The organism is Sporosarcina thermotolerans (genome assembly GCF_030067815.1).
GTDB lineage: Bacteria > Bacillota > Bacilli > Bacillales_A > Planococcaceae > Sporosarcina > Sporosarcina thermotolerans.
Window position 1 is genome coordinate 1,633,840 of the sequence record NZ_CP125968.1, and the last position, 20,166, is coordinate 1,654,005.

17 protein-coding genes and 4 pseudogenes are annotated in these 20,166 nt (G+C 40.5%); 7 read left to right on the forward strand and 14 right to left on the reverse strand.

What is annotated here, in order from left to right; all coding sequences use genetic code 11:
- Nucleotides 1–8: 8 nt before the first annotated feature.
- From QNH10_RS09300 to QNH10_RS09310, 3 genes and pseudogenes are all read right to left on the reverse strand, one after another.
- Nucleotides 9–2,070: pseudogene (locus tag QNH10_RS09300) on the reverse strand (catalase).
- A 121-nt stretch (nucleotides 2,071–2,191) separates the two neighbouring features.
- Nucleotides 2,192–3,364: a peptidase gene (locus QNH10_RS09305; protein WP_283734373.1), complete on the reverse strand. Its 1,173-nt coding sequence runs from the start codon at nucleotides 3,362–3,364 to the stop codon at nucleotides 2,192–2,194.
- A gap of 125 nt (nucleotides 3,365–3,489) precedes the next feature.
- On the reverse strand, nucleotides 3,490–4,677 hold the full coding sequence (locus QNH10_RS09310) for an HD-GYP domain-containing protein (protein ID WP_283734374.1): 1,188 nt from the start codon (nucleotides 4,675–4,677) through the stop codon (nucleotides 3,490–3,492).
- A gap of 502 nt (nucleotides 4,678–5,179) precedes the next feature.
- On the opposite strand from QNH10_RS09310, the gene QNH10_RS09315 reads away from it, so the two are divergent.
- The gene (locus QNH10_RS09315) at nucleotides 5,180–5,422 is read left to right on the forward strand and encodes a hypothetical protein (RefSeq protein ID WP_283734375.1); all 243 of its coding nucleotides are present in this window, start codon (nucleotides 5,180–5,182) and stop codon (nucleotides 5,420–5,422) included.
- 95 nt (nucleotides 5,423–5,517) lie between these two features.
- On the opposite strand, the gene QNH10_RS09320 is transcribed toward QNH10_RS09315, so the two are convergent.
- Both QNH10_RS09320 and QNH10_RS09325 read right to left on the reverse strand, forming a co-directional pair.
- Nucleotides 5,518–6,027: a hypothetical protein gene (locus tag QNH10_RS09320; RefSeq protein WP_283734376.1), complete on the reverse strand. Its 510-nt coding sequence runs from the start codon at nucleotides 6,025–6,027 to the stop codon at nucleotides 5,518–5,520.
- Entirely contained in the window at nucleotides 6,028–7,341 is a 1,314-nt protein-coding gene (locus QNH10_RS09325) for a transglutaminase domain-containing protein (RefSeq protein WP_283734377.1), read from the reverse strand.
- A 182-nt stretch (nucleotides 7,342–7,523) separates the two neighbouring features.
- Between QNH10_RS09325 and QNH10_RS09330 the strand changes: the two genes are divergently transcribed.
- The 5 genes from QNH10_RS09330 to QNH10_RS09350 all read left to right on the forward strand — a co-directional run bounded on the left by QNH10_RS09330 (nucleotide 7,524) and on the right by QNH10_RS09350 (nucleotide 10,578).
- On the forward strand, nucleotides 7,524–8,261 hold the full coding sequence (locus tag QNH10_RS09330) for a metallophosphoesterase (protein ID WP_283734378.1): 738 nt from the start codon (nucleotides 7,524–7,526) through the stop codon (nucleotides 8,259–8,261).
- The gene (locus QNH10_RS09335; RefSeq protein ID WP_283734379.1) at nucleotides 8,231–8,515 is read left to right on the forward strand and encodes a metallophosphoesterase family protein; all 285 of its coding nucleotides are present in this window, start codon (nucleotides 8,231–8,233) and stop codon (nucleotides 8,513–8,515) included. The genes QNH10_RS09330 and QNH10_RS09335 overlap by 31 nt, the downstream gene beginning before the upstream one ends.
- A gap of 259 nt (nucleotides 8,516–8,774) precedes the next feature.
- Nucleotides 8,775–9,344 (forward strand): TolB family protein, encoded by a 570-nt coding sequence (locus QNH10_RS09340; protein ID WP_283734380.1) that lies wholly within the window; start codon nucleotides 8,775–8,777, stop codon nucleotides 9,342–9,344.
- Nucleotides 9,314–10,255: an alpha/beta hydrolase family protein gene (locus tag QNH10_RS09345; RefSeq protein ID WP_283734381.1), complete on the forward strand. Its 942-nt coding sequence runs from the start codon at nucleotides 9,314–9,316 to the stop codon at nucleotides 10,253–10,255. Before QNH10_RS09340 ends, QNH10_RS09345 begins: the two co-directional genes overlap by 31 nt.
- A gap of 5 nt (nucleotides 10,256–10,260) precedes the next feature.
- Nucleotides 10,261–10,578 (forward strand): alpha/beta hydrolase family protein, encoded by a 318-nt coding sequence (locus QNH10_RS09350; RefSeq protein ID WP_347178051.1) that lies wholly within the window; start codon nucleotides 10,261–10,263, stop codon nucleotides 10,576–10,578.
- A 48-nt stretch (nucleotides 10,579–10,626) separates the two neighbouring features.
- On the opposite strand, the pseudogene QNH10_RS09355 reads toward QNH10_RS09350, so the two are convergent.
- The 8 genes and pseudogenes from QNH10_RS09355 to QNH10_RS09390 form a co-directional block, all read right to left on the reverse strand.
- Nucleotides 10,627–11,264, reverse strand: a pseudogene (locus QNH10_RS09355) (2OG-Fe(II) oxygenase).
- 235 nt (nucleotides 11,265–11,499) lie between these two features.
- Nucleotides 11,500–11,745 (reverse strand): YqhV family protein, encoded by a 246-nt coding sequence (locus tag QNH10_RS09360; protein ID WP_283734604.1) that lies wholly within the window; start codon nucleotides 11,743–11,745, stop codon nucleotides 11,500–11,502.
- 98 nt (nucleotides 11,746–11,843) lie between these two features.
- On the reverse strand, nucleotides 11,844–12,965 hold the full coding sequence (lepB, locus tag QNH10_RS09365) for a signal peptidase I (RefSeq protein ID WP_283734383.1): 1,122 nt from the start codon (nucleotides 12,963–12,965) through the stop codon (nucleotides 11,844–11,846).
- Nucleotides 12,946–13,461, reverse strand: coding sequence for an RNA polymerase sigma factor (locus tag QNH10_RS09370; RefSeq protein WP_283734384.1), 516 nt, complete (start codon nucleotides 13,459–13,461; stop codon nucleotides 12,946–12,948). The genes lepB and QNH10_RS09370 overlap by 20 nt, the downstream gene beginning before the upstream one ends.
- Before the next feature lie 214 nt (nucleotides 13,462–13,675).
- Nucleotides 13,676–14,430 (reverse strand): annotated as a pseudogene (locus QNH10_RS09375) (AAA family ATPase).
- 302 nt (nucleotides 14,431–14,732) lie between these two features.
- Nucleotides 14,733–15,482 (reverse strand): class I SAM-dependent methyltransferase, encoded by a 750-nt coding sequence (locus tag QNH10_RS09380; protein WP_283734385.1) that lies wholly within the window; start codon nucleotides 15,480–15,482, stop codon nucleotides 14,733–14,735.
- A gap of 122 nt (nucleotides 15,483–15,604) precedes the next feature.
- Nucleotides 15,605–16,655 (reverse strand): annotated as a pseudogene (locus tag QNH10_RS09385) (SDR family oxidoreductase).
- A gap of 89 nt (nucleotides 16,656–16,744) precedes the next feature.
- On the reverse strand, nucleotides 16,745–17,962 hold the full coding sequence (locus QNH10_RS09390) for a phospholipase D-like domain-containing protein (RefSeq protein ID WP_283734386.1): 1,218 nt from the start codon (nucleotides 17,960–17,962) through the stop codon (nucleotides 16,745–16,747).
- Between the two features lie 534 nt (nucleotides 17,963–18,496).
- Here QNH10_RS09390 and QNH10_RS09395 point away from each other — a divergent pair.
- The gene (locus tag QNH10_RS09395) at nucleotides 18,497–18,697 is read left to right on the forward strand and encodes a hypothetical protein (protein ID WP_283734387.1); all 201 of its coding nucleotides are present in this window, start codon (nucleotides 18,497–18,499) and stop codon (nucleotides 18,695–18,697) included.
- A gap of 272 nt (nucleotides 18,698–18,969) precedes the next feature.
- On the opposite strand, the gene QNH10_RS09400 is transcribed toward QNH10_RS09395, so the two are convergent.
- Nucleotides 18,970–19,953, reverse strand: coding sequence for a tRNA dihydrouridine synthase (locus QNH10_RS09400; RefSeq protein WP_283734388.1), 984 nt, complete (start codon nucleotides 19,951–19,953; stop codon nucleotides 18,970–18,972).
- Nucleotides 19,954–20,166: the final 213 nt, after the last annotated feature.

Sequence of the window (20,166 nt, forward strand, 5' to 3'; positions counted from 1 at the left end):
TCAATCCTTCATTCGGTATAGATATTACGGTCCCAAAAGCGCTGCTGTGTGATCGCTTGGATGAAATCAGCAGGGAAATTAGCTCCAGCCTGAGATGCGATTACGATGCCAGGTCCTATTTTCGCAATCGATTGGTTGAAAATGGGTTCCCCAGTCGAAGCTACACCAATCGGTTTGTAATGACGGTATGCTTCATTGATAAATTCTTCAATATCGCTTTTGAATTTCGCTTGATTCTTAGCGTTTCCGCCGACAACATATAACGAATCGAAAAGGACGGGCGAAGTCGTTAGGAAAGTTTTATTTAACACGACTTTCACTCCATCGGCACCCATAAGGCTGCCTAAATGCTCACCGACAATGTCGACTGCGACGCCATTCTCAAATAATGTATTGACGACTGCTTTCACTTCATTACCGTTGAACCCGCTGCCAATTAACACTCCGACTCTGAGTGTGTATGGATATCTTGGCGTATTTGATTGGCTAAGGGCTGGAGAGGATGCTGTAACATTTACTTGCTGACCTTTGGGCGATTGACACCAACCGCATCAGCAATTGCCGTTGCCAATCCCACATCCACATTGACGAACATATCGACAACTTGCTGCCTGACATCTGCCGAATTCACTTTCCCGACTTCGAAAATGAAGGCATCTGTAATATGTTCCTTTTCCGGCTTCGTCATGCTGTTCCAAAAAAGACGAGCTTGCGAAAAATGGTCTTGGAATGAATCGCTTCGCGCTTGAATGACGCGTCCCTCAACCTTCTCGGCGTAATGGACAAAGCCCCCTTCTTTCCAACTGGAAGTAGACGGAGTATTTCCAGCGAGTGAATTTTTATGGTAGGCGACCTGCCCGACATCGATTCGTTGGCGACTGAACCCATCCCGCTGATTATTATGGAACGGACATACCGGGCGATTGATTGGAATTTCGGCGAAATTTGGTCCTCCAAGACGAAGCAGTTGGGTATCCAAATATGAGAACAATCTTCCTTGCAGGAGCGGGTCGTTCGTGAAATCGATGCCTGGCACGATATTGCCAAGATGCATTGCGACTTGTTCCGTTTCTGCAAAGACATTTGATACATTCCGATCTAAAGTGATTTTGCCAAACATCTGGACGGGCACTATTTCCTCTGGCCAAATCTTCGTCGCATCTAAAATATCAAAGTCAAACATGAACTCATCTTTTTCATCGATCATCTGTACACCGATTCCATACTCAACGACATTTCCATGCTCTATGTTTTCCCAAAGGTCACGTCGATGGAAATCCGGATCTTCCCGGCAATCTTTTGCGCTTCATCCCAGACGAGCGAATGGACACCTAAAAGCGGCTTGATGTGAAATTTTATGAATTTCGCTTTCCCGTCCTCATTGACAAAGCGGAATGTATGGACACCAAAACCTTGCATCATCCTGAAACTTCTTGGGATGGCCCGATCTGACATAAGCCACATCATCATATGGGCAGTTTCTTGATTATTTGCTACAAAATCCCAGAGAGTATCATGGGCAGATGAAGCTTGCGGAATTTCATTATGCGGTTCAGGCTTCACGGCATGCACGAAATCCGGGAACTTGATCGCATCCTGAATGAAAAAGATGGGAATATTATTTCCGACGAGGTCGAAGTTTCCTTCCTCCGTATAAAACTTAATGGCAAACCCGCGTACGTCCCTTACCGTATCAGCGGATCCTTTGCTGCCGACAACGGTTGAGAAACGGATGAATATTGGAGTTTTGGATCCAACGTCCTGAAGGAATTTCGCCCTTGTAAATTCCTTCATGGATCTTAACAACTCAAATTCGCCGTGAGCAGCAAAGCCCCTCGCATGGACAACCCTTTCTGGAATCCGCTCATGGTCGAAATGGGTAATCTTCTCACGAAGATGGAAATCCTCTAACAATGTCGGCCCACGTACGCCTGCCTTCAAAGAATTTTCATCATCAGAAACTTTCAACCCTTGGTTTGTTGTCATTTTCTTTCCATAGTTATTGACCTTGAACTGTTCAAGCTGCTCTTCCTTTGGATTGTTACCTCTTTCCATGAAATCCCCTTTCAACTGATTTTTAGCCCACCATATCTATTAATATGTAAGGGGATGGGCTTTAGTGCAGTGGATGAATGTCCCGATCTCCAAAAACACAAAAAAAGATGAAGTATTCACTCAAGTGGTGGATACTTCATCCTTTATTAAATTTAGAGTATATGAATAACCCTAACAGAATGACTGTTTGTCCAAGAAATGCTATGGCATCCCAAAAGGCTGATGGAGTCGTAGACCAAAGCAAATTCGAGAATACTTGTGAATACGCATAATAAGCCTGGGGTAGGAAGTAAAAGACAATCAGACTAAGCGTTAATAAAATGCCAATGAGATAAAATACGCTATACATACGAACAACTCTTTGCTCTCCATCGAAAGCCTCTGTATCAGTCGAATCACTTCTCAAAAATGGCAGCCATTTGCTTAAATACTGTTTCCCATTTTCCATCAAGTTATAGCATCCTGTACTATTTTCAACAAAATAATAGACATCCGTTTTCATGTAGAAACAGCATTGGTATAAGGTTTTTATGAAAATATCGAAGACAACTATACCTAAAATACCTATAACAATAGCATTCGCTTCTGGAAAGAGAAGTTGTATTGAAAGTGCGATTAACATACATAGTTGTTCAAAAGACATTCCAGCAAAATATAAGATATTTCTTTGCCTTGGCTTCAGTTTCCAAGCAGCAGTTAAGTCTGTTTCAAAAACGACAAAGATAAGCCTGTTGCCAATACCTAATTTTGCCGGTAAATCATAGGATCGTATCGCCAAAATATGTCCGAACTCATGAATGATGATTAATACGAGGGATATCAGCATGTATGTGATGATATTCAACATCATCGAATCGAATAAAAATATATCTTGATAATGGGGGAATAGCTTAGGATTCCACACGATAAGTGAAATATTGATTAATAATAAAATGATATAAATTTTATTCGAAAACCCATTGAAAAAGAATCGTCCAACAGATGAAGGGATCCACGTAAATCCACCTGTTTTCTGGATTTCCTTTTTCTGAGGGATTTTCTCTCCATCTACCTCTTGAACTAAACCTAAATCGATAAGCTGTCCGCCAAATTCCATCATATCGACGTCTTCATCCGGATAGTTTTCCCGTAGAATTAGTTCGATTTCACCTAAAGTTTGGCCACTATTTATCCTTTCAATTGCATCAATACAAATCGCTGGCATTTCAAAAAAATCACCAGAAACAGGTTCTTCAACGATATAATTCTTCTTATCTATTCGAATGGTTAAAGGATAAAGCGTGAATTGTGATTGTAACGTTATCTTCAAACCAAACACCACCGCCTATTAAAATGAAAATAGGATGCTATTCACGATAGCATCCCATTTGTCGGATTCCTTAATATTTTGGAAATAGGAAACACCACCAGCATGTTACTTTAACTTGTTTAAGTTTACGGATTTTCATGTTTGTGCCCCTCCTTTGGTGTATGATTTTTAAAATATTGTTTAGAGATTGTTATCCAATCTGGAAACACTTGTTTAAAAACTTCCACCAATTCAGGATCGAACTGGGATCCTTTTCCATCCAAAATTCGCTTATAAGCTTCTTCATAAGGAAGCGCCGGTCGATAGGACCTTGTTGAAGTCATTGCATCGAAGGCATCAGCAACAGCTGTAATCCTGGCAACAAAAGGTGTTTCTTCCCCTACGAGTCCTGCTGGATAGCCCTTGCCATCCCATCTTTCATGGTGGTGATAAACGACGGCGATATGATCAGCAATTCCTTCGACATCTTCAATTGCTTTTGCCCCAACAACTGGATGGGTTTTAATAACATCATATTCTTCCACTGTTAGTTTACCATGTTTCGCCAGTATTGCATCAGGAATATTAACTTTTCCTATATCATGTAATAAACATGCATAATAAAATGAATTTAATTCGGATTCATTTACTTTCCCCGTTGCCTTTGCAAGACTCATTGCATATTCAGCCACACGCTCACTATGTCCGCGCGTATAAGGATCTTTTAACTCCAATGTGGCGATAACTCCCTTTACCATTCCAACCAGTTGCTCGTCATAGGAGAACTTTAATGCTTTCACGTAATTTAAGATTCGAGAAAGAAGGATGTAAGCAATCCCTGATAATACGATGACAATGATAACTGGAAATAATATGACAGGATCTTGTATGAATAAGCCTACCAATATGTATTTTAGGATTACTCCAGATGTAACGAGATAAAAAAATCGTTTATTAATGAAAATAGGTGAAAATAATATAATAATTAATTCTACGAGGTTCCCACTTGAATAGGATTCTGCCTTGCCAAAGTAATAATATATATCCGATACAAGGTTCGTTACTAAATAAGCAATGACGACAATATATTTTGCCTTCCCTGGATTGCCTTTTCTAAAGAAATAGATCGTAACAGGGATCAAGCTGATCATGATTAAATGCTTAATGAAACTTAAAAAATACCATACTGTATCAGGTACGGCATCCGCCATCCATGGTAATAAAGGAAAAAGATTGTAATAAAAAATATCATATAAGAAAAATACAATATAAAATAACCATAAGAATATAACAGTAGCTCTTTTTTCTTCTTGTAATAAAGACGTATTTTTCATTTTTCTGCCCCTATATGTATGACCGTAAGATGATGTTTTAAATATTTCATTGTGATTTAGCTTCCTTCGTAATAGATTTTACTTTATCCATTCTCTTATCGGCAATTAATCGTAAATCTGAAGTGTTTGCCCATCACCGATAGATAATAGTATAACTTGTTTCCCGGATCCCCGCAATTCAGTTTTAATAGTTTAATTGATTTGATAATTCATGTCACGTGACATAGTATACTTTTATTCAGTACTATAGGCAACGTGGTAATATTTGGTAATGGTTTTTTTGGTACCTGTGCAGGGCACTATTTAGTTTATTCACTACAATTGTATAAATATTAAATTGAAAACCTTCTATATCGCTCTTTATAATTTTTTTACGCATACTCATACATATTGTCTGAATAAACATGAATGTTTCATGCACAGGTACCTTAACAAAAGCGAAATAATAGAGGGATATTGCAGCTTTTTGAAGAATGGGGAATAGAAAGGGGAGATTTGTTTGATGAATGAAGAAGTAAAGAAACTATCAGATGTACTTTTGCAAAGTCTTTATGACTATCACTTTGCCACTAACGGTGGAAGTTATAACTTACCGAAAGCAATGTTGAATGCTGATCTAAACAGCAAGTTAGCGATTGATCACCTTCTTGAAGCGGGGTATGCGACAGATAGCGGGCAAGGCACGGACCATCTAATTTTAGCAATCACAGATCAAGGCATGGATTATATCAAAAACAATAAATAAGCTGGAATTCAACTACAACAACTCGAAGAGGTTGAAAAATGATATCGTTTTTCAACCTCTTTTTGATTGACATACACCGCCCGCTTTCTTCACACTCACTCAACTAACCTCAAATAATAAAGTTTTGCTTCTTGCATTGCTCTGTTCAAGTCTATTGATGTATCAAGTGCAAAATACAATGAAATTCCGCCTGCAAGAACAATAGCGATGGCACCTCCACTTTTTAGGACTTTTCTATTCTTCACGAAAAGAAACAAGAAAATCGCCGCAACAAGCAAAAAGTAGATTACTGAATAAAAGACTGTTGAGTACGTTGCTTCCACATCATGTATAGCATTCGCATAACTTAGCAAATCGTCAATATTACTTTCGTCTTCTTCAAGTACAATTAGATCACCTTTATAACCAATCTCCCAAAGGAAGGAGCCAAGTTCTTCTTTTGTAATGGTGAACTCATAACCCATTGCTTTGCCACCGCCAATAAACCCGTAATACTCTTCCGTATCCTCTACGTTTTGACTACATGCAGAGACGAATGCAGAAAGCAGTAATAACAAAATAGGAATATATCTTTTAATACGAATCCCTCCTAACGAAACTATCACTTAATAAGCCACACCTTCTTTTACATGACTGCTGAATACTTCTTCTGTAGGATCAAAATAATCCTCCGTATACTCGGGCTCGAAACGGCCGTAGTCGATATATCCAGAGCCCCATGTAGGATCCATTGTTAGCCATTCACCATCCACTTTTACTTCCACCCAAGCGTGTCCTTCACGATCATCTCCGAATCCTGCAGTTCCTACTACATACCTTGCTTCCATCTCGGCTGCACGAAGTAGGGCAATGGCAAGGTAAGCAAAATCTACACAAATCCCTGTTTTGAATTTTAACGTTTTTAAGGCGCTATCGTCCCATTGATTGCCAATGAAATATAGTTTCCCGGTATTATAAGAAATTGTTTTCGCTGTATATTCGTAAACCGCTTTTGCCTTTTCACGATCCGACATTGAATCCTTTATGAGTTCATTTGAAAGGGCAATGATTTCAGGTGCATCGGATTGAACTCCTCTAGATGGCAATAAATCACGGAGATCTTCGGCGGAAGTGTTTTCCACTATGAATTGTGCAACCTGATTATATACAGGGATTGCACGATTTGTTTCCTCTTTTTTTGCGACACCCACAGTCACAAAGTATTTTCCCGGTCCAAATCGTAAATAGATTTCATCATCAAATTTATAATCCTCGACGGGAATAATGTAATCCGCATAATCGTCATTTTTACTTGTTGTTACTACTAAATGGGTTGTCTCTTTTGCAGCTTGCGCATCCATATCTATGGATCCTTTAATACGATAAGTTAAGTTGGCTTCGTTGCCTCCAGTGGAAGGGGATTCAAAATTGATACCGCGCGTAACATAAGTCGGGCTATAATGGATGTCGTCCCAATAGTCGGAGCCATTGTCGATTTGCATTGAAGTTCCGACTTGAAAATAATCGTCATACTCCTTATCTGGAACATAGACAACCAAGTCATGAATACCTTTACCGAAAAATAGAGGGATATCATACGTGAATTCACCGTTTACAACTAAAAGGACATCCTTCCAAAGGTACCCATCCTTCTTGAGTTCGATCAAAATCTCCTCATGTTTAATCTTGGCAGGATCAACCATTCCAGTAAGTGTAAACGTCCGACTAGCGTTTAACATACTTGTAGTCGGTATAAGAATTGATAATCCTGCCTCCTGACCTTCCGGAGTATATGTGAAGTCATTTTCCCACGCGTCTTCATCCACATCAATATGTTGTTTGTTCTCTTCTGTATGTTTCACTTCACCAATTGGCGGATCATTTGAGCAGGCGACTAACACTAACAAAACGAAGAGTAAATACATTTTTTTCATAAACATGACTTTTCCCCCTTCCAGATAAGGCATTATCTATACCGTCCATCAGATTAAAATTTCTTGTTTATTTCAATTATATATACTATAAGGCTGGAAAGTAAGATTACTTGGCAGAATAAAGAAAAAATTGTTAAAATGGGATATGAAATTAGAGGAAAAATGTTGTACGGAAGGGGAGTGCTGCTATGGTTGGTGTGGTTTTCGCTTTTATCATTATTATTTCTATCTATGGAAGTGCAAATTATTATATCGCAAGAAAAACCTATCAATGGCTTCGTTTGGTTTTTCCTAATATAAAGCCAAAGCTGTACACAGGTATTTACATATTCATCGCTTCTTCTATCATACTCGCTTTTTTACCGTTACCTTCAGGCATTAAGAGTGTATTAGGTTGGATTAGCGCTTATTGGATGGGGGTTTTTGCATATCTCCTCCTATTTATTCTCATGGCCAACTTGATTTTATTTATTGGAAGTCTGTTGAAATTAATTCCAAAACCTATGCCGCGAAGTATCCATCTTTATGCGGGCTTGGCGGTGTTTTTACTTACTACAAGCATCGTCAGCTATGGCATCTATAATGCAACTCAGATTAAACATGTTTCCTACGATATTCAAATGGAAGGGGATCGTTTACCGGAAGACATCAATATGGTCTTGATAAGCGATCTGCATCTCGGTGCTGTTAATTCCGAAAAACGTCTTGAAAGCATAGTTGAGAATATAAATTTACTTGAACCCGAGATTGTTACGATAGCTGGAGATCTATTTAACGACGATTATAACGCAATTAAAAATCCTGAAAAAGCCATTGAATTACTAAAAAATATTAAGACAAAATATGGTGTATATGTTAGCTTGGGAAATCATGATGGGGAGATACCTTTGATGAAATGGTTCGCTTCCTTGAGAAAAGCAATATAACGCTTCTTAATGATGAACATGTGATTATTGATGACAAATTTATATTGGTCGGAAGGGTAGATCCATCGCCAATAGGAGGTTTCGGTGGGTTACAACGGAAAGATATAATGGAAATTTTAACGTCGATTAATGATATAGATTTACCTATTATTGTTATGGATCACACACCATCCAAACTTGAATTATATGAAGACAAAATCGATCTATTGCTTGCCGGTCATACGCATAGAGGGCAACTATTTCCGGCAGCTTAATAACAAATGCAATTTTTGAAGTAGATTATGGACATTATCAAAAGAACGCAACCAGTCCGCATGTTATCGTATCATCGGGCGTCGGGACCTGGGGGATGCCGATGCGAGTTGGAACGAATAATGAAATTGTAAGCATCAATTTGCGTAGATAAATGCAGATAATTAATGCTAATGACTTGTACTGAAATTTGTCATAGTAGTCTAAATAGTTTACTATATTAGTGGGGTGTAGTTTGAAAAAGGGAAAAGGGGCGAAGAAATGATTGGTGTAAAGAAAAAGTATTCTATTGAACAATTCATCAGTTGTGAAAGGCTTGTAGGGGTATCGATATCCCCGGATGACGAAAAGATTTTAGTTGGTAGTGATAGCTCGGGTGTCTACAATACGTATGCAGTATCCCGTACAGGAAACGATGTCGAACAATTAACGAACTCACAGGATAATTTTATGATACCGGTTGGTTATTTTCCCGATGGACGTAATTTTATGTACAGAAGTGATCAAGGCGGGAATGAAATAACACATCTATATATGCAAGCAGAAGATGGGACAAGTGTCGATCTTACTCCAGGCAAAGAAGAAAAAGCGGAGTTTCAACGTTGGAGCCGGGATGATAAGCATTTTTTCTATGAATCAAATGTAAGGGATCCGCGTTTTATGGATTTGTATGAAATGGATATTGAATCGCTAAAACCAACTTTATTGTTTAAAAATGAAGAAGGCTATTATGTTTCAGCGATTTCACATGATAAAAATATATTGCCTTACACAAGCCGCGGACATCGAATGATTCGGATATGTTTATCTACACAGAAGAAGATGGTGTAAAACATTTATCGGAACATGATGGTGATGTTCAATATCAACCAGTCGCATTTGACTTGGATTCTGCTCATTTATACTATCTGACAGATGAAGACCATGAGTTTCAGTACGTAAAACGACTTTGCCTCACGTCAGGAAACAGCGAGGTTGTCGCGAAAGAAAACTGGGATATCTTAACTGCCCGCTTTTCCCCTAATCATAAATACCTTTACTATTATGTAAATAATGACGGGAAAATCGAAGTGAAAGTTATCGAATCGGAAACAGGGGAGTCTGTTGAGATAGCAAATTTCCCGGAAGGCCAAATTAGCGGGTTGTCCATTTCCAAAAGCGAACGGTATATGGCGTTTTTAGTAAACCGCTCAACAGCTCCAGCTAATCTGTATGTCTACGATTTTGAAGCAAAGGAATTAAGTTGCTTAACGGATACTCTTAATCCTGAAATTGACGAGAATGACCTTGTGAATGCGAAGGTTGTTCATTACCCTTCATTCGACGGACTTGAAATCCCTGCAATTTATTATGAGCCTCATCTTGAAGATGGTGAAAAGGCGCCCGCACTTATTTGGGTGCACGGTGGTCCAGGTGGCCAGTCGACAGTCGATTTCAGCCCGATGATCCAGTATTTGGTGAACCACGGCTATGCGGTACTTGCAGTAAATAACCGGGGGAGTTCTGGTTACGGGAAAACATTTTTCAAGGCAGCCGATTTGAAACATGGTGAAGTGGACTTGGCCGATTGTATTGAAGGGAAGAAGTTTTTAATTGGGACAGGGCGGATCGATGAAAATCGAATCGGGATTATCGGGGGAAGTTACGGCGGTTTTATGACGCTTGCTGCACTTGCATTCCAACCTGATTCGTTCGAAGTCGGGTCAATATATTTGGGGTATCCAACTGGGAGCGAACGCTGAAGAGCATTCCACCATGGTGGGAAGCGGCGCGTGAATTGTTATACAAAAAGATTGGCGATCCATATGAGCAGACCGAATATATCCGTAGTATTTCGCCTCTTTTCCATGCTGAAAAGATTAACAAGCCACTCATCGTTTTGCAAGGCGCAAATGACCCGCGAGTGTTGCAAGTCGAGTCTGATGATATCGTCGAAAAGGTAAAGGAAAATGGCGTTCCTGTTGAGTACATCATTTTTGAAGATGAAGGACATGGCTTTACAAAACGCGAAAACCAAATTAAAGGCTATCGCGCCATCCGAGAATTTTTGGATACGTATTTGTAAGTATAAAAAACTCCAGTGCAGCATAAAGGCACTGGAGTTTTTACTATTTCACCTTACTTTTTGTTTTCTCATCCACTGTGTTGCGACCCACTTTTCTCCTTTTATAACTGGCGCTCCACCATGTAAAGTTAATTCGTTTAAATTTTGATCGTTGTAAAAGTACTCGAAGTAGACTGCCATACCTTTTTTAGGTGATACTGAAAAATTCATCTTGGGGAAGAAGGTTTCTCCACCTTCCTCAACATCATTTAAGTACATAACGAGCGTACTAATTCTATTATTGTTTATCACTTTGTTTGTTGATGAAAAGAAATCATAATGAGCTTTATACTGTTGGCCTGGAGTATACCGAAGGTTTGAAGGCCTTCTCCATGCTCAATAGGTATATTCATAATAATTGAGATTCTATTTTCGACTCTAACAACAAATTCGTTTTCGCTTTCCTCAATAAACATGCTGCTACTTGTTCTTACCTCATTTTCTTCGCGTGTCGTTCCAATCTTTGAACGGTCCATTTTGTCCTTAGATAAGTTGATCAGTTCATCGCACTCTTCGGCACTTAACACATTTCCTAAAACAACTATCAATGGCTCCTCTAATCTAGCGACTATGTCAATCTCTCTATCTGTAATAATCTTACTTCCAACGTGATTAAATATAGTTTGGTCTTTATACTCCGTTATCAACTTAAAACACCTCTTAAACTGTTTAATTTTCAAAACAAATACGGTTTTGGGTAATGGGTTTAATTGTTAACGGTTCTTGTTGTAGGGTTTACACTTCCTTTTGGAATTAAATTCAATTTATTTTACCACGTAATTTGATTTGTCGTAAAATAACTTTTTTTCGAAAATATTAATAATACGATTAAAAACAGCCATTGGAACAATATTCATTCCAATGGCTGTTTTTAATAGGTTTTTAGTCAGATTTCAAACTGATAAGAATTAGCGTGATTCCAGCAAAAAGACAAATCATCCGTGTGAGAGAGATTTTTTCAGCAAGACCGAATAATGCGATGGCGGTGGTGATGATCAATATACAAGGTCCGACAAGAGCCAATAATGTGTTGATGTAAAAAGCCTTTTCCAAATCATTGAACTTGTACATCAACAGGGCGGCGGCGATATCCACACTGCCGGAGAAAATCCGTAAAGCAATAATCATTAACAATGCTTTTTCTATCAATCAGGTGCCTCTTTTCCTACAAGACTTTTTCTACTATATGAAAGTCGTGTCGGAATCATTAAGGTACCGACAAAAATTCACTTTTCATACCCAAGTATGATACCCTCAATTTTCTCGATCGGCAAAGGTCCGAAGTCACGGCTATCCGTGCCGCGCCACCAATGATCAACTAAGAGGTAGACTGTGTTTTCCTGCACAGTGACAGCTGCCACATCCATATTGAAATAGTCCCTCCAGGACTGTGCAAGGTTTCTTTTAGGAGCCGTCCTAAAATATTCTTCTTCACCCATGCCCCGCACTGTTGCTTTTCCGTAAAACGTATCGAGCTTTTTCCCGTCAATATACACTTGACCGCCTTTAATTTCTACAGTTTCACCTGGTAAACCGACAACTCTACCGATATACATTTCGGGAATAGCCGAGTTTTTTGCAATTTCAGAAGGGGGCATATGATAGTAGACCGGCTGCCCACGCTTAAGTTCGCTGAAATCGGTTGAAACGACAAGCTTACCGTGTTCGTGGGTTTCGAAGTCATGGTCTCCTCGATCCATTGTATCCGAGCCCCATTCAATTAAAAATGTGTGTTCTGACTGTGTCGCAATATCCAAACGTTCAGGGGTGGTCATATCATTAATTACTTCTTCCAAATATCTCCAGGTATGGAATTCAATACCGTCTTCACCGACGAAGATTCGTGGACCCTTTTTCTCCAATTTGTAAGTGAATCCACCTTCTCCACTGACCTTGATTGTAAACGTATCCCCTTTTTGCTTTACGGTGTAATTTTCGTACGTGCCAGCCACTAATAGGGGTTCCTTAAATTTAAAAGTAAACATTGCCGCTAATTCGGGATTATTAATATAATAATCCTCAATCGTCAGCGTAGATCCGTCAAATATTAGTGTGTAATTTGTGGCACTCGTGTGGCTTAATTGTTGCATTGCTAATTGATCCCAAGAGGACGTAACATTCGCCGACTCGGATTCCCCAAGACCGATATACAGACCGAAGCCTACCGAAAATAAAACGATAACCGAGAGAAGAGTCGGAAGCAATTTACGAACATGAAACGGTTTCTTCGGACGTGTCTGAGTGGAAATATACCGGTGCATTTTTTCTTTTTGCACGGAAGAAGGCCGAAATGCTTCGCCAAGCTGTTCCAATTCTTTTGAGATATTCTCATCTGATAAATGTTTCAATCGAAAAACCACCTTTCTCCAATTCCTTTTTGAATGCTTGTAGTGCCCTTAGTAAACTCATCTTCACTTTTCCTTCCGACCAATTGAGGATGGATGATGCCTCTTTCGTGGAAAACCCTTGGATTTTCCGCAAAATAATTACTTGCTGATAGCTCTTTTTCAATCGATTGAGCGCCTCGTAAAATTGTTTATGCTGTGTATTCAGAAGTACGGTTTCTTCTGCGGAAGCATTATGCCTCTGGGAATCAAGTACGTGCACATCGAAGTAATACGTCAAAGGATTCTTCTTTCTAAAATGGTTCATCGTTGTTGTGTATGCAATCCGGAAAATCCATGTTTTGACGGAGGAGTCCCCCTTGAACTGCTGTTCATTTGCAAGTACTTTCACAAATGTTTCCTGAGTCAGGTCTTCAGCGGTATGGGAATCCTTCACAAGCATCAGGATATAGCTGTAGACGGCGTCAACATATTCATTAAACCAACTCTCACCGGACAAATCGCTCACCTCTCTTTATCTACTACTACTTAGACACAATCTATGAGAATTGGTAACGTTAAGGTTTGAATAACTATTTTTATCTTAATTAAAAGTAGAACATTCCGGACAATAAAACCATTGCAGTAAAAAAAGTAACAATTCACTGCTAACGTCCGAGTAAGCAGGATTGTTACTTTCGAGAAAATGTCAGGGAGCAACAGCCACATTTCCATTACTCATTTTGAAAAAGATGATACAACAAACGGTCCCGGTCGTCGAAAAACTGCTTCATGATGGAGTAATGCTCCGTTTCCTCCAACTTCGTTTCATCAATTCCGTCCTTTGTAATCTGAATAATTTTGGAGAGTGGGTGGGCCATGATAATGGGTGAATGAGTGGATATAATGAACTGGGACCCTTCCGTTACAAGTTCATTGATCCGCGCAAGCAATGCGATTTGCCGAAAAGGGGACAGTGCAGCCTTGGGTTCATCCAAAATATATAAGCCGTTCCCCCTAAACCGTTCCCGGAACACAGCAAAAAGGACTCACCGTGAGATTGCTCGTGAAGGGATACACCTCCGAACGAATCAATGATCCTCGGTCCATATGCGGGTTGCTGGTCAAGCTCCTCGATATTCGTAGCCACATTATAAAACGTCTCTGCTCGGAAGAAAAAATGATCCCTCGCCCGTTCCGTCCCCTTGACAAGACGAATATGCTCATCGAGTTTCGAGTGGGAATTAAAACTTGAGAAGTTAAAATTCAATGTCCCACCTTCAGGATTAAATCCATAAGCAATCGCGATTCCCTCCAGCAACGTAGACTTACCCATCCCGTTTTCACCTATTACATATGTGATGTTCGGATGAAGCTCTAATTCGTGCAAGTTACGGACGAATGGAAGGGTGAACGGAAATATTCCGTGCGGTATCCCTTCGTGCTTCAGGCGCACGGCTCTTATGTATTGGGAATTTGAATTCAAAATTGCCAACTGATAAACACTCCTGTCTTTTAGAAGGTGTAAATCTTCATATCTCTTATTTTTGTATACCTACATATTTCTATTATTGATAAGGGAAATCCTTGTTTTTCAGGGAATTATAATTGTGAAGGCTGTGTAACAAACAATCGAAAATATTTACAGTTCTTGCATATAAAAAACGGTGAAACCTTAAGGTACCCCGAAAAAAACATAAAAAATAATCCATCCCCGAGGTGTTAATTCGAATCGGATGGATTATTGCCCCGTTAGGGAACCTGCAGATTTCAATCACTTAATGCGCCAGGTTAAAGGTTCTTTTTTAATTTAATCCGATAGGAAAGACAAGTGGACAACGTTGCTGTTTCCACGTATGCCCCATTGTCGAAATCCATGGCTCCGCCTGGAAAGATACCGATGATTGTTAATCCTGCTTTATTGCACATAGTGCTTATTTCATCGATTGTATAACAACGAAGCGATTGTGTGACAATTTCATCGGGCTTCTCCTTGTGCCACCAGCTATCCACCATTCGGCAGCCAACTTCGTCGAATGAATAGATCCTCTCTGCAACATCGATTTTCATTGCTTTACCAGCTGCAATGTTACGCCAGTAATTCGGGTTGTAAATATCGATGATTATGGTGCCGTCATCTGTCACCCAGTTTTTCATTCGTTTCAGAAGTGTAAGTTGATCGTCGTCTGAACCAATGCCGAAGCCATCGAAATAGCTCACGACGTCGAATTGCTTGGCAAACTCGTGTGTGTAGAAATCGCCTAAATGAATATCAATTGTTTTTGATGAACGACGTTTAGCTGCTTCGACCAATTCAGGAACTAATTCCAGCGTCGTCATTGCAATGCCCCGCGCGTCTAAAGTCCGTGCGATACTGCCGATGCCAGCTCCAATATCGAGCATCGATTTGAATTTTACTCCGATTTGCTCTTCAATCGTATCAGCTTCTTTTTGCATGTAGCCTGTCATTTCATCTTCTATATCTTGTAACCATTCAAATTGTTTTTGGTAAAAGGGGATGACCCATTGGTTTGTCGTCATGTAAATTCCTCCTGTAATTTTTATTTCATTACAGGTGGTGCTTTAAATTCCTTATGCCCATTATGCAATCGCTCCTCTCGCCACCATTGTACACAGGGGGAGGAGGGTTTGCAACTGACTTTTTAGAATACTTCCGATTGTTTGTTAGCAGGTTGCCAAGCCTCAAGGAGTTCCTGCTCCCGTTCCCGTGAAATTCCAGCTTTCCAATCTTCGTCCTGTCTTGCTTGCACACATTGGTAAATATCGGAGATTGTATCTTCAAGTGGGCGGAAGGAAAGTCCATCCTCGACAGCTTTCTTTATACTGATAAATGAACTGCCTTTCCACGGTTCGGATGCACCTCCTAACGCGAATTCCTCGGGAATCCATAAAGGCATTTCCGTCCATGGTTGCACCTTTTGATCCATCATGAATTGTTCATCTGCCCAGACGAATTCGGCATCACTTCCTGTGACGGCTTTGCATGTATTCAGAAACTCTTCCATCGTTAATTCATAACCTGGCCCCGTAACATTGAACGTTCCCGATTTCCTATTTTCCGCCATAGTTAACGCCCACGCCGCCATATCTTTTACATCAATGAATTGTACAGCACGATCCGGACGGCCCGGGACCAACACAGTTCCGCCTTGCGCTACACGCTGAACCCAGTAGGGGAGACGATCCGTATAGTCATATGAACCGACTAACAACCCGGCTCGCACATTCAAAACCTGATTTGGCCAATGCTTTTCGGTTTCCACTTCGCAAGCCACTTTCATCCCCACCGTAATATTCGTAAGGGGATACGGCTCCCTTTTCGATTTTCTTCAAAACATCTTCCGGCGGAATGGAATGCACATGATAATCCTCCGCAATATTGAGGGGAATCCAATCTGGATAAACGGAGATGCTTGAGATATACGTCAAATGCTCGACGTTATCCTTAAGCACATCAGCAATTTTTTTGATTTGAATCGGGGTCATTCCACATGTGTCCATAACGACATCCCATTTTCGATTTTCAAGTTGCGACACATCCCCATTTCGATCCCCGGTCAACTGCTCCACATTAGGAAACACGTCAGAGTTGTTCCCGCGATTAAACAAAGTGACCTCATGTCCTCGTTTCAAAGCCTCTTCAACCAAAGCTCTACCTAAAAAACGAGTTCCTCCCAAAATAAGCACCTTCATACATTTCCCCCCAAGTTTATTAATGGCTTACTATAGTAATAATTTCGAGTTTCCATTGATAAAACCCTTCAGGGCAATTCGCATTAAATTTATTCAAACACCGTTCTATCCCTATAAATCAGTTTATTATGTACGGGGTCATCCGAAGCTGTTGGAAGCAGTTGAAAGGCAATCCCTTGATAGCTCAAATTTCCTTCTTCATAGAGTCGTCGATTGTCATGGACTGTCTTTGCGAAAAGCCACAATGCGGTGAGATGGTCCAGTTCGGAAACATCGTAATCTATATGCTCTTGAAGCAGTTCGGAAAGTAGTGTCTGCGCCATCTCTTGATCCCAAAAAGCAACATTCATCTCGCAGTTGCCGAAAAGCGAAAAACGGTGGAGGTTGCATGAGCCAACAGTTCCCCATTCACCGTCAACAAGCATCAGTTTGGAGTGAATCCAAACCGGGTGCCTCTTGCCGTCATCACCTAATCCAGCGATGCCCGCCATTGTAAAGTTATTGAAAGCGGTAAGGGAGGCCAATTCCTCAGTCATTGTTCCTTCAGCGGGCAAGACCACTACTACTTCTACGCCACGTTGTAAGGCATCTCGCAAGTGCGAGACGATTTCAGGAACGTCGATATGTTGATGCTCCATATAGATCGAGCTGCGTGCAGCTTTAATCGCAGTGCAATATTGTTCGAAATTCGATTGTTCACCGGCCTCGATGTCAAAATCATTTGCGTTAGGTGAAGCTTGCCCATTCACATACCGGCCGCTATGAATCGTCCGTTGAATCTGAACGAGTGCCTTTCCTTTTTCCTCAGGAATAGCGGTAGGGAAGGGTAGATCGTGATTGCGATCAGCCTTCCAATGTCCGTCAGTCAGATTTCTTTCGCTTGATTCATTCCAACGCTGTACGAAATTATGGTGGACATCGACACACGAAGGCCCCTTAAGTTCCACGTATACATCGTGGTTTTGCCCTTTGCCTTGATGGCCGGGGGAGACTACAGAATTCGGATTCAGATTAATGCCTCCTAAAAATGCCGTCTCCGATGAAGTGCCTGCGTCAATCAGCCAGCTTTTCTGATGTTGACAATAGCCGGGCTGCGCTCGATCCCAGCGAATTCGGATTGATGAATCGCTTTCAATTAACTTATCAAAATGCCCCGGAGCTCCCCAGAATGCATTTGTTTTCAATGATGCGGTCTCAGCGTCAGGACGCCAAAAGATTACACGCACATCCAATCCGCGGTCAGCTGCCCGATTCAGAACATCGAGCGGAGTGCCTCTACCGTCAGGCATCTGGCATGTTGCCCACATGAAAGTGACGGTAACCCAAACACTCTGCTTTGCTTGTTCGATTGCCTCACAAACACGGCGAAATGCGGGTTCCCCGTCAATAAGTGGTCGAAGAAGATTACCTGAACGTATCGGTACGATGTTCTTGAAGGTGGTGGAACCGTAAAAAGGGTGTTGCTTAAGGTGTTAGGCATATCATGAATACCTCCTGTATTATTTTGTGGTAAATAAAATAGGTACCCCAAAACAGGTACCCAAATTAATTAATCCTTCACATCATTTCAATTAAGAACTAATTACATTTTATCAAAGAATGGTGGGTTTTTGTGTGTAGTGCGCAGGCACCTTTACAATACAATTTAAATAAAGATTCTATAACTATATTGTTTGTCCATTCCAATTGATTCACTCATCCATATATTAAGGTAAGAGCTGGCCAGCTTATTATGCGATGATTGGGGTGAAAACATATGTGCTTTGACAATAATAGACGCAGACGAGATGTAGATTTAATTTGTGAGTGCCGTAGAGTAAGGTCTGAACGGGATAACAGATTTGACAATGAATTTGATCGTCGTAATGAATTTGGTCGACGCAATGATATTGATCGATTCAACGATTTTATGCGTCGCAATGAAGTTGATCGAGACAGAGATATTAACCGTAATAACGACTTTAGATGCCGATGCAGGGAAGTTAATCGCAGACGTAATTGCTGGTGATGTAAGAAAATGGACGAGATATAAATATAGTTAAGAACTAAACTGGCCTTGCACATCAAATAAGATGTGCAGGGCTTTCTTTGTCGAAAAATGTAAAGGTACCTGTGCTACACACAATCAAGAAAATTCATCGAATATACATGAAAAAGAAGTGGAAATACACGTGTATCAATCTTTGTGTAGTTAGTTCAGATGTTTTTATACAATGTGTTGAATTGTCATAAATGCGTCGTGCACAGGTACCTTTACAAAGAAAAAGTAAAAGAGGTTGAAAAATGAACTCATTTTTCAACCTCTTTTTTATGATCAATTTAAATCCAGTTCCTTCTCCATAACTTCCTTCAACATGCGTCGGACCTCATCCGTCGTTTTCGTATTCATCAAATCGTTTCTCAACTCAGCAGCGCCTCTAAATCCACGAATATAGATTTTAAAGAAGCGTAGAAGTGGTTTGAATGGACGTGGTTCTGCTTCAGTTGAATATTTATCATGCAAGTCCAATTGCAATAGCAGTAAATCGAGATATTCTTTCACACTATGTTCCTTTGGTTCTTTTTCAAAAGCAAAAGGATTTGTGAAAACGCCACGGCCGATCATGACACCGTCAACGCCGTATTGCTCCACTAATTTTAACCCTGTTGCACGGTCAGGGATATCGCCGTTGATCGTTAACAAAGTATTTGGAGCGACTTCATCCCGTAACTTTTTAATTTCAGGAATCAGTTCCCAGTGTGCATCCACTTTGCTCATTTCTTTTCTTGTGCGAAGGTGAATGGACAGGTTTGCAATGTCTTGCTCCAAGATATGTCGTAACCAATCGCGCCATTCGTCGATTTCAATATAGCCGAGCCTTGTTTTGACACTAACCGGCAATCCACCTGCTTTAGCAGCTTGGATGATTTCAGCTGCAACTTCGGGGCGTCGAATTAATCCGGCACCTTTTCCGTTTGCCGCTACGTTTTGTACCGGGCAGCCCATATTGAGATCGATGCCGCGGAAACCAAGTTTTTTCATATCGATGCTCATCTGTTTATAGTACTCAGGTTTATCGCCCCAAATATGAGCGACAATTGGCTGTTCATCCTCTGTGAACATCAAACGGCCGCGAACACTTTCTCTTCCGTTAGGATGGTAATAGCTTTCTGTATTCGTAAACTCGGTGAAAAATACATCAGGTCGTCCTGCTTCACTGATGACGTGACGGAACACGACGTCTGTGACATCTTCCATTGGTGCTAATATGAAAAACGGCTTCGGTAGATCAAGCCAAAAATTATCTTCGTTACTCATTTTGTATCCTCCTGTTGCATGGAAAATCCTTTGCTCATCAAATAGTATCACTTTTTATAGCCTAATGCACTGATACATTCCTAAAAAAAACTACCTTATACCGCGAAATCTTTTATTATTCGGAGGGATCGTTTATTTGCGGTAAGAGCTCATTCATTCACCGCAAGGGTCCATTCTTTCTCGCAAGGGCCCATTCTTTCCCTGTCAGGGTCC

What these genes read in the sequence shown, in the direction of transcription:
- QNH10_RS09360 (WP_283734604.1), bottom strand. Translation starts at nt 11,745, where the DNA reads ATGATTATTGCTTTACGGATTTTCTCCGGCAGTGTGGATATCGCCGCC.
- QNH10_RS09380 (WP_283734385.1), bottom strand. Translation starts at nt 15,482, where the DNA reads ATGACGACAAACCAATGGGTCATCCCCTTTTACCAAAAACAATTTGAA.
- QNH10_RS09400 (WP_283734388.1), bottom strand. Translation starts at nt 19,953, where the DNA reads ATGAGTAACGAAGATAATTTTTGGCTTGATCTACCGAAGCCGTTTTTC.
- QNH10_RS09330 (WP_283734378.1), top strand. Translation starts at nt 7,524, where the DNA reads ATGGTTGGTGTGGTTTTCGCTTTTATCATTATTATTTCTATCTATGGA.
- QNH10_RS09335 (WP_283734379.1), top strand. Translation starts at nt 8,231, where the DNA reads ATGGTTCGCTTCCTTGAGAAAAGCAATATAACGCTTCTTAATGATGAA.
- QNH10_RS09340 (WP_283734380.1), top strand. Translation starts at nt 8,775, where the DNA reads ATGATTGGTGTAAAGAAAAAGTATTCTATTGAACAATTCATCAGTTGT.
- QNH10_RS09325 (WP_283734377.1), bottom strand. Translation starts at nt 7,341, where the DNA reads ATGTTTATGAAAAAAATGTATTTACTCTTCGTTTTGTTAGTGTTAGTC.
- QNH10_RS09310 (WP_283734374.1), bottom strand. Translation starts at nt 4,677, where the DNA reads ATGAAAAATACGTCTTTATTACAAGAAGAAAAAAGAGCTACTGTTATA.
- QNH10_RS09315 (WP_283734375.1), top strand. Translation starts at nt 5,180, where the DNA reads ATGAATGAAGAAGTAAAGAAACTATCAGATGTACTTTTGCAAAGTCTT.
- QNH10_RS09345 (WP_283734381.1), top strand. Translation starts at nt 9,314, where the DNA reads ATGTTTATCTACACAGAAGAAGATGGTGTAAAACATTTATCGGAACAT.
- QNH10_RS09390 (WP_283734386.1), bottom strand. Translation starts at nt 17,962, where the DNA reads ATGTGGGCAACATGCCAGATGCCTGACGGTAGAGGCACTCCGCTCGAT.